Source organism: Citrobacter amalonaticus Y19, from assembly GCF_000981805.1.
In the GTDB taxonomy this organism is placed as follows: Bacteria; Pseudomonadota; Gammaproteobacteria; order Enterobacterales; family Enterobacteriaceae; genus Citrobacter_A; species Citrobacter_A amalonaticus_C.
In genome coordinates this window covers 2,862,696-2,875,385 of the sequence record NZ_CP011132.1, presented here as the reverse complement: position 1 = coordinate 2,875,385, position 12,690 = coordinate 2,862,696, and the positions used below count along the sequence as shown (strand labels likewise).

At 52.7% G+C, this 12,690-nt stretch carries 15 protein-coding genes; 6 read left to right on the top strand and 9 right to left on the bottom strand.

Annotation, left to right across the window (positions count from 1 at the left end; translation table 11 throughout):
* Positions 1 to 35 precede the first annotated feature (35 nt).
* The 3 genes from glk (at position 36) to F384_RS13260 (ending at position 2,101) form a co-directional block, all read left to right on the top strand.
* Positions 36 to 1,001, top strand: coding sequence for a glucokinase (gene glk, locus F384_RS13270; protein ID WP_046483461.1), 966 nt, complete (start codon positions 36 to 38; stop codon positions 999 to 1,001).
* 70 nt (positions 1,002 to 1,071) lie between these two features.
* The gene (locus F384_RS13265) at positions 1,072 to 1,449 is read left to right on the top strand and encodes a RidA family protein (protein WP_046483458.1); all 378 of its coding nucleotides are present in this window, start codon (positions 1,072 to 1,074) and stop codon (positions 1,447 to 1,449) included.
* A gap of 112 nt (positions 1,450 to 1,561) precedes the next feature.
* Complete coding sequence (locus F384_RS13260; RefSeq protein ID WP_046483456.1) at positions 1,562 to 2,101, top strand: DUF2058 domain-containing protein; 540 nt, start codon at positions 1,562 to 1,564, stop codon at positions 2,099 to 2,101.
* Between the two features lie 7 nt (positions 2,102 to 2,108).
* Here the strand turns inward: F384_RS13260 and F384_RS13255 are convergent, their stop codons facing one another.
* Positions 2,109 to 2,807: an RluA family pseudouridine synthase gene (locus F384_RS13255; protein WP_046498147.1), complete on the bottom strand. Its 699-nt coding sequence runs from the start codon at positions 2,805 to 2,807 to the stop codon at positions 2,109 to 2,111.
* A gap of 189 nt (positions 2,808 to 2,996) precedes the next feature.
* Between F384_RS13255 and F384_RS13250 the strand changes: the two genes are divergently transcribed.
* A complete protein-coding gene (locus F384_RS13250; protein ID WP_046483454.1) occupies positions 2,997 to 3,479 on the top strand; it encodes a cold-shock protein in 483 nt (160 codons plus the stop codon).
* Between the two features lie 36 nt (positions 3,480 to 3,515).
* Here F384_RS13250 and F384_RS13245 read toward each other — a convergent pair whose 3' ends face one another.
* Both F384_RS13245 and F384_RS13240 read right to left on the bottom strand, forming a co-directional pair.
* Positions 3,516 to 4,250 carry a LytR/AlgR family response regulator transcription factor gene (locus F384_RS13245; RefSeq protein WP_046483452.1) on the bottom strand — a complete coding sequence of 245 codons (735 nt, stop codon included), beginning with the start codon at positions 4,248 to 4,250 and terminating at the stop codon, positions 3,516 to 3,518.
* Positions 4,251 to 4,264: 14 nt separating this feature from the next.
* Positions 4,265 to 5,962 carry a sensor histidine kinase gene (locus F384_RS13240; protein WP_155403999.1) on the bottom strand — a complete coding sequence of 566 codons (1,698 nt, stop codon included), beginning with the start codon at positions 5,960 to 5,962 and terminating at the stop codon, positions 4,265 to 4,267.
* Positions 5,963 to 6,349: 387 nt separating this feature from the next.
* Here F384_RS13240 and alaC point away from each other — a divergent pair, with 387 nt between their 5' ends.
* Entirely contained in the window at positions 6,350 to 7,588 is a 1,239-nt protein-coding gene (alaC, locus tag F384_RS13235) for an alanine transaminase (RefSeq protein ID WP_046483447.1), read from the top strand.
* Between the two features lie 65 nt (positions 7,589 to 7,653).
* Here the strand turns inward: alaC and ypdK are convergent, their stop codons facing one another.
* Positions 7,654 to 7,725 (bottom strand): membrane protein YpdK, encoded by a 72-nt coding sequence (gene ypdK / locus F384_RS29900; protein ID WP_010723117.1) that lies wholly within the window; start codon positions 7,723 to 7,725, stop codon positions 7,654 to 7,656.
* 370 nt (positions 7,726 to 8,095) lie between these two features.
* Entirely contained in the window at positions 8,096 to 9,016 is a 921-nt protein-coding gene (gene lpxP / locus F384_RS13225) for a kdo(2)-lipid IV(A) palmitoleoyltransferase (RefSeq protein WP_046483443.1), read from the bottom strand.
* Between the two features lie 422 nt (positions 9,017 to 9,438).
* On the opposite strand from lpxP, the gene F384_RS13220 reads away from it, so the two are divergent.
* A complete protein-coding gene (locus F384_RS13220; protein ID WP_046483441.1) occupies positions 9,439 to 9,681 on the top strand; it encodes a DUF2545 family protein in 243 nt (80 codons plus the stop codon).
* Between the two features lie 144 nt (positions 9,682 to 9,825).
* Here the strand turns inward: F384_RS13220 and F384_RS13215 are convergent, their stop codons facing one another.
* From F384_RS13215 to F384_RS13200, 4 genes are all read right to left on the bottom strand, one after another.
* Positions 9,826 to 11,007: a cyanate transporter gene (locus F384_RS13215; RefSeq protein WP_046483439.1), complete on the bottom strand. Its 1,182-nt coding sequence runs from the start codon at positions 11,005 to 11,007 to the stop codon at positions 9,826 to 9,828.
* Positions 11,004 to 11,462, bottom strand: coding sequence for a nucleoside deaminase (locus tag F384_RS13210; protein WP_046483438.1), 459 nt, complete (start codon positions 11,460 to 11,462; stop codon positions 11,004 to 11,006). The genes F384_RS13215 and F384_RS13210 overlap by 4 nt, the downstream gene beginning before the upstream one ends.
* A gap of 61 nt (positions 11,463 to 11,523) precedes the next feature.
* Positions 11,524 to 11,994 carry a cyanase gene (cynS, locus tag F384_RS13205; RefSeq protein WP_046483436.1) on the bottom strand — a complete coding sequence of 157 codons (471 nt, stop codon included), beginning with the start codon at positions 11,992 to 11,994 and terminating at the stop codon, positions 11,524 to 11,526.
* Between the two features lie 32 nt (positions 11,995 to 12,026).
* A complete protein-coding gene (locus F384_RS13200) occupies positions 12,027 to 12,686 on the bottom strand; it encodes a carbonic anhydrase (RefSeq protein WP_046483434.1) in 660 nt (219 codons plus the stop codon).
* Positions 12,687 to 12,690 lie beyond the last annotated feature (4 nt).

Here is a 12,690-nt window from a genome sequence, read left to right as displayed (position 1 = left end):
AAGACTTATTTTGACTTTAGCGGAGCAGTAGAAGAATGACAAAGTATGCTTTAGTAGGTGATGTCGGCGGCACCAACGCCCGTCTTGCTCTGTGTGATATCAACAGTGGTGAAATCTCGCAGGCCAAAACCTATTCCGGTCTGGACTATCCCAGCCTGGAGGCTGTCGTGCGTGTTTACCTCGATGAGCACAAGGTTGACGTGGACGCTGGCTGTATCGCGATTGCCTGCCCGATTACGGGGGACTGGGTCGCGATGACCAACCATACCTGGGCGTTTTCTATTGCGGAGATGAAAAAGAATCTTGGCTTCAGCCATCTGGAAATCATTAATGATTTCACCGCGGTGTCGATGGCGATCCCGATGCTGAAAAAAGAGCATCTGATCCAGTTTGGCGGCGCGGAACCGGTTGAGGGTAAACCTATCGCGGTTTATGGGGCGGGTACCGGTCTGGGAGTATCGCATCTGGTCCATGTCGATAAACGGTGGGTCAGCCTGCCGGGCGAGGGTGGTCACGTCGATTTCGCGCCGAACAGTGAAGAAGAGGCGATCATCCTGGAAGTCCTGCGTGCCGAGATTGGTCACGTTTCTGCGGAGCGCGTACTGTCTGGTCCGGGGCTGGTGAACTTGTACCGCGCGATCGTCAAATCCGACGGACGTCTGCCGGAAAATCTGCAGCCGAAAGATATTACCGAACGCGCGCTGGCCGACAGTTGCACGGATTGTCGCCGCGCGCTGTCGCTGTTCTGCGTGATCATGGGACGTTTCGGCGGCGATCTGGCGTTAACGCTGGGCACCTTTGGCGGTGTCTACATCGCCGGTGGCATCGTGCCGCGCTTCCTGGAGTTCTTTAAAGCCTCAGGCTTCCGCGGTGGTTTTGAAGATAAAGGTCGCTTTAAGGCCTACGTTCAGGACATTCCGGTGTATCTGATCGTTCACGATAATCCCGGCCTGCTGGGTGCCGGCGCGCATCTGCGCCAGACGTTAGGCCAGATTCTGTAAACCACGTTAAACGAAAAAACCGCGTGTCTCACGCGGTTTTTTTCACCCATTTGATAAAGGAACCGACAGAATGAAAACGGTAGAACGCAAAAACTACCCTGAATTAGGTGACGTTAACGCGCCTTATGTTCATGCGGTGAAATACAATGGGATGCTCTATATTTCGGGGCTGACCGCCTTTGGCACGCCGGCTCAGCGCGGTGGTATCGCAGAACAGGCGGAAGAGATATTCGCTCAGATAAAGAAAGTGACCGCCGCAGAAGGCATCGATTTTTCCGCGCTGATAAAAGTGACTATTTTCATTACCTCATTTGATGAAATTGACACGTTGCGTGAGGTCCTTTACCGGCACTACGGTGAATATCTGCCAGCCAGTTCCCTCGTTGAAGTCAGCCGTCTTTTTTCACCCGATCTCAGAATCGAAATTGAGACAGTGTTCGGACTCTGATTCAGGCTTTATTGCATCATGACGACACCGGTGAAACGTGTCTGCCAACTGGTATCGGCGTGAAAATTGCAGGTATAATCTCAGACATCACTCCTCAGGTTTATAAGCAAAGATGACAAAACTTACCTTACAAGAGCAGATGCTCAAAGCGGGTTTAGTAACCAGCAAAAAGATGGCGAAAGTCCAGAGAACGGCTAAAAAATCACGCGTGCAGGCTCGTGAGGCAAGAGAGGCGGTCGAAGAAAATAAAAAGGCGCAGCTTGAGCGTGACAAACAGCTCAGCGAGCAGCAAAAACAGGCGACGCTGGCGAAAGAATTTAAAGCCCAGGTGAAGCAACTGATTGAAATGAATCGGATCACTGTCGCAAGAGGCGACATTGGCTTTAACTTCACCGATAACAATCTTATCAAAAAAATCGAAGTGGATAAGCAGACCCAGGCGCAGCTTATCAACGGACGTCTGGCTATAGCGCGTCTGGCTACCGATAACAGCGACGAGAGCGAATACGCGATTATCCCGGCCAGCGTTGCCGATAAAATTGCGCAGCGCGATGCAAACAGCATCGTCTTACACAGCGCGCTGAGTCAGGAAGAGCAGGATGAAGACGATCCGTATGCTGATTTTAAAGTGCCTGATGATTTGATGTGGTAAGTCGCGCTCAGAATGGCGCGGCGTGATGCGCGTTGATGCACTCCCCGCTGACGGGATGAACAAAGCGCAGTTCGCTGGCGTGAAGCATCAGACGCGAAGTTTGTTCTGTACCGGGCAGCAGGCGACCGCCATACAGGTCGCAGCCCAGAATGGGGTGCCCCATTCGCTGGCAGTGAATGCGTAGCTGATGTGTACGCCCGGTTTCCGGCGTGAGTTGCACCCGCGTCAACGGTATTGCGGTTCCATCGGCCAGTTGCCAGACAACACGCTCAACGACCTGATAATGCGACCGCGCGGGCTTGCCCTTGATCGGGCAAATCGACATCAGCGGGAACAGGGCCGGATCTTTAGCAATCGGTGCGTCTATCGTTCCCTCGTCAGCGTCCAGATGTCCGCAGAGCAGCGCGCTGTAGACTTTACTGACAGTGCGCTGGCTGAACTGGTGGCAGAGAGCGGCATTGATCGCTTTATTACGCGCCACCACTATCAGTCCGGACGTGCCGAAATCCAGGCGGTGGACCAGCGTACAGCCAGGGAATTGCTGAACCAGTCGATAGTGTACTGAATCGAGATTTTGCGGATTCTTCCCTGAAAGACTGAGCAACCCGGCGGGTTTGTTGATAATCACCAGGTGATCGTCCTGATAGAGTGTCTCTATCTCGTCGTCGCACGGTGGGGCAATAAAGGTATCAATAATCGTCGACATCAGGCTGCCCGGCGGGAAAGTGGGTGCGGATAATAACCCATTTTCCGCCGCCCGGCGAATGACGGTGACTTCACTTTCCCTCGCGTCGCTGAAATTTATCATCCAGACTTAACCCAAAGACGTGGCCTGCGCAGGCATTGTGCTTTACACTGCGCGCTGCAAAAAATTGAGTAGATTAACCAGACGGTAATGGCGATGAACGGAACAATCACAACGTGGTTTAAAGATAAAGGTTTTGGATTTATCAAAGATGAGAACGGCGATAACCGCTATTTTCATGTGATTAAGGTTGCCAACCCAGAGCTTCTCAAGAAAGATGCGGCGGTAACCTTTGAGCCCACCACCAATAACAAAGGTCTCTCTGCGTATGCGGTGAAGGTCGTACCGGACAGCAAATATATCTATATCGCGGGCGAGCGCCTGAAGCTCACCTCGATTAAGTCATTCGTGGTGTTCAGCGAAGAGGTTCCGGCCGATACGCCGATTGATAAAGAAAATGCGGTGCTCTCTGTCGGGCTGCTGATGAGCAATATCAGACCGAAAGCCACGGAGAAATCAGGTGAAATGCGCACAGTGAAAAAACTGGCGATCACCACCTTTCAGGGCACGACGCTGATCTTCTCGGAAGATGAGATTGATATCGAGTCCACGGTCAACATGCTCAAAGTCTGATTTCTGCGCGGCCAGGCGACAGCGCAACGCCGTCCACTATAAATGCATTAACTGGCGGAACTCTTTTACCTTACTGCGGCTTACCGGGATCTCAAATTCCAGATCCTTGAGCCGCAGAATATAGGTATTGTTAAACCACGGTTCAATCTCACGGATCTTGTTCAGGTTGACGCAGAACGAGCGGTGGCAGCGGAAAAAATGCGAAGGCGGCAGTTTGTTGCAGAACTCGGTGATATTGATGGGCATCACGTACGACTCCCGCCGCGTATAGACAAACGTCATTTTCTCATGCGCTTCGGCGTAATAAATATCGTTGATCGGCGTGACGATGATCCGCTCATCTTTGATCAGGTTGATGGTGTCGTTTTCACGCGTAACGGGCCCAGCCGCGGCGGTGCCGGACTGTTGCTGTTGCCAGGCCGCCTCCAGCTTTTGCAGCATCCCGACGATCCGTGATTCCTGATATGGCTTGAGAATATAGTCAAACGCTTCCAGTTCGAACGCTTCAACCGCATGTTCTTTCCACGCGGTAATAAACACAATAAACGGCTTATGAGCGAACTGACTGATATTTTTCGCCAGCAGAACGCCGTCCAGCGACGGAATATTGATATCGAGAAAAATGGCGTCGACGCGGTGATGCTGCAAAAACTTCAGCACATCCAGACCGTCGTCAAACGTGCCGACAATCTCCATCTGGCTGTGTTCTTTAATCAGCCAACTGAGTTCCTGTTGGGCGAGGAATTCATCTTCAACGATGATGACTTTCACAGTGTTACTCCGGCTTAAAGCAATAACGTGGCGGGCGTCGCGGTCGCGGTGTGCTGGTTCGGCACATAAAAGGCGATCTCAGTACCGGGTTCCAGGCGGCGAATATGCAGGCCTTCACCATATAACAGCTTAACGCGATGATGGACATTAAGCAGGCCAATTTTATTGCCCGGCATTTCGTTGGATTCCACACGCTCAATCACTTTCGGATCGATACCGTGGCCGGTGTCTCTTACGGCAATGCGCACCCGGTTGCCGCATTCGGCGACGCTAATCGTCACCACGCCTTTTCCTTTACAGGGCTGAATGCCATGAACAATGGCGTTCTCCACTAACGGTTGTATCAGCAGGCTGGGAATGGAGCAGGTGACCTCTTCATCAATATCATAAATCACGGTCAGCTTGTCGCCAAAACGGGCCTGTTCAATGGCAATGTAATCCTTGATTTGGTACAGCTCTTTTTTGATGTCGATCTGCTCGTCATCCTTTAACTCAATGTTATAGCGCAGGTAACGCGACAAATTAAAAATGAGCTGACGGGCCGTGTCCGGATTAAGCCGAATCGATGATGAAATCGCGTTCAGGGCGTTAAACAGGAAATGAGGATTAATTTTACTTTGCAGCGCGCGTAGCTCTGCCTTATTTGCCATCTCCCGTAATTGCTCGGTACGGGACACCTCGAGCTGAGTCGAGATAATCTGCGACAGACCGATTGCCATCTCCTGCAATGACGAGGTGATCTGATGGGCGTGGCAGTAGTAAATTTTCAGCGTGCCGGTCACGACGCCCTTTTCCCATAATGGAATGACCAGCATGGAGTGGATCTCCGGCGTGCGGTGCGCTTCATCATTGTTTTTAATGATGATTTCACCATGACTGATCGCCTGCTGAGTGGTCGGGCTGACAACGTCATCGTGGTTGCGGTAGTTGGCTTCCCCGACGCCGACGTAAGCCAGCACGTGTTGGGTATTAGTAATTGCCACCGCATCAGCGTGGATATCGTGACGAATGATTTCGCAGATCTGGCGCAGCGATTCGCTGTTGACCTGGCGAAACAGGGGCAGGGTTTTATTGGCAATATCCAGTGCCAGCTTGGCCTGTCGCGCGGCGCTTGCTTCTTTCTCACCCTCAACGCTCTGTACCAGCAGCACGATAAACCCGATACAGACGCTGCCGAGGATCATTGGAATACCGATTTTCGAGACGATATCCAGCCCCAGTTCGGTGGTTGGCGCCCAGAGGACAACCAGGATCATCGTCAGCGTTTCACACAGCATGCCGCCTAATATCCCGGCGCGCCAGTGCTGGGCTTTGGGGATCTTGCGGTTAATCCAGCCAGCGAGACAACCCGCCAGAATGCTGGTGATAAAGCAGGGGACCGCCGTCACGCCGCCAATGTCGATCAGATAGCGATGCGTTCCGGCAATGACCCCTGTAATAATGCCCACCCACGGACCAAACAGGATCCCGCCTGACATCACGGCAATAATACGCACGTTCACCAGTGAACCTTCTACCGGCACGCCGGACCAGGTGCTGAACAACGCGAACATCGAAAAAATGGCGGTGACGGCGAGCAGTTCTTTTGGCGTATGGGCAGACTTATGCAGCAGCTCGCGAAACAGGCGGATGCGGATGAGAAAGAACAGGCAGAATAGCATCAGCGCTGCCCGGTCAAAGACGGCCAGCAGCATGGTAAATATTTCGTGCACGGGGGACTCTTGCCAAAGGGTTAAAGCACTATGATAGGTAACCGCAGGGCGGATGACCAGTCTGCTGAGATCGGGTGGCTAATGAGGAAAAACCTTAATTTTAAAAGGGGATTGTTGGGCGATTGGTGTATTGACAATACATCTCATCAATCGCGGGCTTTCGTGGTTACCAGCACAACAACAAAGTGTTATAAAAAAGTAACATCTAACGACAGTGAAAACAGATTATTTCCTCTTTTAAAATCGACATTCCTCTTTTGTGAGACGAAAAAATATTTTCCTTTCCCTCTCGACAGAGGGATTTTAATCAGGCTATTTTCTAAACATGCCACCATCGTGGCAGCGTCGCTCGGACGGTCCGGGCGCTAACGTGAATCTGAGGAAATTATGGCTGACTCTCGCCCTGAACGTCGCTTTACGCGTATTGATCGTCTCCCCCCTTACGTTTTTAACATCACGGCTGAACTGAAGATGGCTGCGCGTCGGCGCGGCGAAGATATTATCGACTTCAGCATGGGGAACCCGGACGGTCCGACGCCGCCTCATATCGTCGAAAAACTGTGTACCGTGGCGCAGCGCCCGGATACGCACGGTTATTCCACTTCTCGCGGTATTCCGCGTCTGCGTCGAGCCATCTCCCGGTGGTATCAGGAACGTTATGACGTTGATATTGATCCGGAATCCGAAGCGATCGTCACCATTGGTTCAAAAGAGGGGCTGGCGCACCTGATGCTGGCAACGCTCGATCATGGTGATACGGTGCTGGTGCCGAATCCCAGCTATCCCATTCATATCTACGGCGCGGTGATCGCTGGCGCCCAGGTGCGTTCTGTTCCGCTGGTGGAAGGTATCGATTTCTTCAACGAACTGGAACGCGCGATTCGCGAAAGTTATCCAAAACCGAAGATGATGATCCTCGGTTTCCCGTCTAACCCGACGGCACAGTGCGTCGAGTTAGAATTTTTTGAGAAAGTGGTCGCGCTGGCGAAGCGTTACGATGTACTGGTGGTACACGATCTGGCTTATGCCGACATCGTTTACGATGGCTGGAAAGCGCCGTCCATCATGCAGGTGCCAGGGGCGCGCGACGTGGCGGTGGAGTTTTTCACGTTGTCGAAAAGTTACAACATGGCCGGCTGGCGCATTGGCTTTATGGTCGGCAACAAAACGCTGGTCAATGCTCTGGCGCGGATTAAGAGCTATCACGACTACGGTACGTTTACCCCGTTGCAGGTTGCCGCCATTGCGGCGCTGGAAGGCGATCAACAGTGCGTGAGGGATATCGCCGAACAGTATAAGCGTCGTCGTGACGTGCTGGTGAAAGGACTGCATGAGGCAGGGTGGATGGTCGAAATGCCGAAGGCCTCGATGTACGTGTGGGCGAAGATCCCGGAACAGTATGCCGGGATGGGGTCACTGGACTTCGCGAAGAAGCTACTGAATGACGCCAAAGTGTGTGTATCGCCCGGCATTGGTTTTGGTGATTACGGTGATACCCATGTGCGCTTCGCGCTGATTGAGAACCGCGATCGTATCCGTCAGGCAATCAGAGGGATTAAATCGATGTTCCGCGCCGATGGCTTGCTGCCTGCCGGAACGAAATCGACCTCTGAAACCCTCGAGTAAAACGTTCTGTCCATCCAAACGCAAACAGGAGCCATCGGCTCCTGCTTTTTGCTGCATTGTTGTCTCTAGATCATCAGGGCGAACGTACCGGCCCAAACGATGACCATAAAAGAAATGCCCATAAAGAAATATTTCACTTTCATCTCTCCGCGTAATGACTGATACGCCTGAATGAATTTCATCTCATCTGATTATAGAGAGCTGAGACCGGTAAAAACGAAACCCGGAATATTCCCTGTTTCGTCTGTGGTATCACCTCAGAATTCTGTGCGTTGATTGCTCCAGACGGCGCTAATGTACGCCTAAAAAAGGAGCGAGACAAGAGGGATTTTCTTATTTACTTTTAGTAACTTACAACTGTCGGGATTCGGCGACAGTATAATTGCAGAGGGTAATAAATCACTGTTGAGCGACGCGATGTATAGCGCAAAAAACGAGGATAAAAACCATAGTCTAATCAAGGTTGTTGGCGGGTGGCAGACAATAAAAAAGGCCTTGCGGCCTTTTTTAAATGTAGAGCGAGGCTTCACCCAATGGGCGGGTTTTAAAGCGACGGTGGATCCAGAGATACTGCTCGGGTGCGCGCATGATCTCTTTCTCGATAATTTTGTTCATATAGGCGGCGGCCTGATTTTCATCAGCCGGATAGCCTTTCATCTCAGGAGAGATATACAGACGGTAGCCGCTGTTATCCACTTTTCTGACCATCGTAACGGTGAGCATGGCCGAACCTGACAAACGCGACAACACATAGGTACCGTTCGTGGTCGCCACGTCTTTAACGGCGAAGAACGGGGCGAATGAACTGCCTTTCGGGCCGTAATCCTGGTCCGGAGCAAACCAGACGGCTTCGCCTTTCTTCAGCGCGCCGACGATGCCGCGCAGATTGTTTCTGCCGATCATGGCTTTATTTGAACGCATCCGTCCACGGGTCTGTACCCACTCCATCAGCGGATTGTTGTGTGGACGATAGGTCGCCATCATCGGCTGGCAAAGACCCATCACCCGGCCACCGAGTTCCAGTGACATAAAGTGAACGCCAACCACCATCACGCCGCGGTTTTGCGCCTGCGCGCGTTGCAGGTTGTCCAGTCCTTCAACATCAAACCATTTACGCACGCGACGGTCCGGCCAGAACCAGGCCATGCCGGTTTCCAGCAGCGCCATGCCGAGAGAACGGAAATTCTCTTCGATCATCTTTTCTCTCTGTTCCTGAGTATAAGACGGGAAGCAGAGCTCAAGGTTTTTACGGGCGATGGACTCGCGACGTTTCAGGAAAGGGCGTGCCAGCGAACCTGTTCGGGTGCCGAGAAAGCACAGAACCGGGTAGGGCAGTTGCACCAATAACCAAAGCACACCAAGACCAAACCAGGTGAGCCAGTAACGCGGATGCAAGAACGCGCGGGAAAATTTGCATGTTGGGAACATAAATACCTTCTATTGATACCCATTTTTGTATCGCAGAAGACGTATTCTCCAACGCGGTACACTCAATGTTTTAGGCCATCATGTACGACAATGGTTCCTGCAAAGAGTGTAAAACTGCGTCAGGATAAAACCACGAGGGGCATGAATGCTGGACGTATAATGTACCATCCGGGGATTAATGTCAGCCACAAATAATTAATCAAGAAGCGTAAATATTTGCATTGTACATAAAAAATAATGGCGTGATTTTTAATGGGTTGTTTTTAATAAAGTTAGAAAAGAACAATGCGGAATATTCGTGTAATTACCATTGTTATAAAAAAGTGGCGAGATTTGCCGGAAGGGCCACTTTAGCTTATGATTGAAAATATAAGGAGAGTAATGATTTACGTTTTGAGTTCACGCAAAAAGGAGGTACAGCGATGATCTTTTTTTTAGCCTTTCTGCTCGTGAGTATGCTGGGTGTCAGCGGCTATATCGCACAGGTTTTAGGTTGGGGTTCAGCCATTAGCGCGTTTGTCGGCATGGTCATTCTGGCGGTGCTGATATACTACACCACGATGTGGTTGACTGCGGGTGATGAAATGGTCACAGGATTGTTTCTTTTTCTTTCACCTGCCTGCGGTCTGATCATCCGTTTTATGGTGGGGTACGGTAAACGCTAATTGGCCCGGCAATAAATCATGAGTATTGATGATTGCCATTTTTAGAAAGAGTTATCGAGTCGTATGAGAAAGTGCCAGCCAACTGGCACTTTCGTTGTCAGGACCAACAAAAACAATCCGGCAAATTCCTTCTTTCCTTCGTCCTCAATCGGCGACAGACCATTCCTGTGGATAGCGTGCGGGCACGAAACGCAGCGTGAGCGCCATCAACCCGGCAACACAGAGGGCGTGGAACGTCCAGTCAAGCCAGTAATTTCCGCTCAGGCTACGCAAAATACCGGAGAGCCAGGGAGAGAGACCGGCGATAATAAAACCAATCCCCTGCATAAAAGCGACTAATTTGCCGGATATCACCGGATGTTGGGCATGATCGAGCGCCAGCACCAGGCATAAAGGAAATGCGCCGCCCAGGCCAAAACCGCAAACCACGGCCCAGAGAATTGGCAACTGCGCAGGCCAGAGAATAAAACCACAAAAGCCAAGCATCTGTAAGGTCAGCGCGAAAAGTAGCAGTTTACGGCGATCCTGATGACGCGCGAGCATTGGCAATATCAGCGCCCCCGCGGTCTGACCGACGGTCATCAGCGCCAGCAGCGTGCCGCTGAACTGTGCACTTTCTCCCAACTGAATATAGTACGGCGGCAGCCAGGCAATCAGACTGCCGTAACCGCCATTGATCACGCCAAAATAGAGTCCCAGCGTCCAGGCGCGCGGGTTGAGTACGACGCGCACGGCAGCACTTTTCGGGTGAGGTGAAGGAATCTCTGTTGAGTGACGTTGCGCCAGCCAGCCGACCAGGGCAATCAGCGCGGGCAGGGCCCACCATGCCAGCGAGCGGTGCCAGAGTTCGCTGTGCTGCGCGAGCCACGGCGTCATCGCCGCGCCGAGTCCCCCTCCGCCCATCAGGGCGGCCGACCAGAGCCCCATCACCTGCGGCATGCGACGATGGAAAAGACGCTTAATCACCGTTGGCATCACCACCTGAACGATCCCAATACCGATGCCGCCCAGCAGGGCGCTGCTGAGCAGCATAACGCTGTGCGGTGCCAGTTCGCGAAGCAACGCGCCAGTCATCACCATCAACAAACCTAAGGCGACGCTGAGACGTTCGCTGATATGACGATTGATCCATCCTCCGGCCAGCGCCAGCGCGCCCATGGCGATCATCGGCAATGCCGTGAGCAGCGACGCCACGGCAAAGCTCATGCCGCTAGCGGCACGCAGTTGCGGCAGCAGTGGGCCGACAGAGGTCAACAGCGGACGCATATTCAGGCCAATCAGCACCAGAACCAGCAGAGCCAGGCCAATGTGCGGGGTTTTGTTCATGACTGTTTTTCAGCGAAGCGTTGATAAACTGCCAGCCCATTGGGTTGCGCAAGATGATGAACGGGCAGGATTTGTTGATCGAGGGGCTGCTGTAACTGCTGATAAATTGCCGCAGTGGAGAGATGGAATGCTTCGCCATCGGCATTGCTGTTGGCGAACCAGACTTCTTTCACGCCGGTGAGATACATTGCGCTAAGGCACATCGGACACGGTTGTCCGCTGGCGTAAACCACGCATTCGCGAAGCGTCGCGCTGCCTGAATGAGCCGCAATCGCCCGAATGGCGTTGAGCTCCGCATGCCCGGTGGGATCATCATCCAGGTGCAGGGTGTTGACGGCTTCGGCGATCGTTTCGCCGTTGCGGACAATGACCGCGCCAAATGGGCGTCCACCCTGTTCAACGTTGCGGGCTGCCAGGGCCAGCGCCTGTTGCAGATAGTTATCATGTGCAGACATGCTTTACTCCTGTGAGCAGAGAAAAGAAGAACGATACGCCTGCGCGTACCGTTCTGATGGATTAGAAGGGCTTCGTCGGCAAATACTTACCATCCAGGGTAATCACAGCGCGCTCGCCGCCTTCCGGATCCGCCACTTTTTTGACATCCAGCTTGAAATTAATGGCGCTGATAATGCCGTCGCCAAATTTTTCGTGAACCAGCGCTTTTAGCGTGGTGCCGTATACCTGCAACATCTCATAGAAACGGTACATCGTCGGGTCTGTCGGTACGCGATCGTCAATACTGCCGCGCAGTGGAATGGTCTGTAACAACAGTACCGCATCGTTGTCGAGGGCCAGTTTCTCGCCGACGAGACGCGCAGCATCGGCCGGAAGGGCGTGTTGACCGAGCAGTGCGGCAGTGACAAATGCTTCTGATAAGCCGGTGCCGTCCGCGAGTTGGGCAAACGTGAGATCTTTTCTGGCTTTGCTCAGCAGGATCTGGTCGGCCAGGGCCAGGCGAATATCACGGTTAATTTGCGACTGAATCATAATGGAACCTCTTTGATACGTTAAAAAATAGCTCAGGCTGCGGATGACTGGCGATAAGGCATCGCGCAGGTGTTCGGGTTTTTTGCCAGTGAGACGAACCGTCTGCTGGCACCGTCGTAAGCGGCAATCTCTGCGCTTTCGATGTCGTAGACCCAGCCGTGGAGCGCAATGCGCCCCTCTTCAAGTGCGAGACGCACTGAGGGATGGGTCTGAATGTTGGCGAGTTGTGCGATGACGTTTTCACGCACCATCGAGGCCGTTTTTTCGGTCAAAGAGGCGTGCTCGCGTGACTCGTTGACTACGCGAGCGGAGTCCGCATAGCGCAACCAGTGATCGACGGCTGGCATGTGGTCCAGGCAGTGACATCCGGCAATCGCGGTCATTGCGCCGCAGTCGGAGTGTCCACAGATAACAATGTCGGTAACGCGAAGTGCAGAGACGGCGTATTCCACCGAGGCGGTCACCCCACCGGGTTCAGGACCATATGACGGCACAATATTGCCAGCGTTGCGGATCACGAACAGATCGCCCGGCTCGCGCTGCGTGACCAGTTCGGGGACCAGGCGGCTGTCCGAACAGGAGATGAATAACGCACGGGGGTTTTGCTGGGTGGCAAGGCGTCTGAATAATTCCGCGCGTTCAGGAAATACAGTGCGCTGAAACTTCAGGAAGCCATCAATAATCTCTTTCACGAAT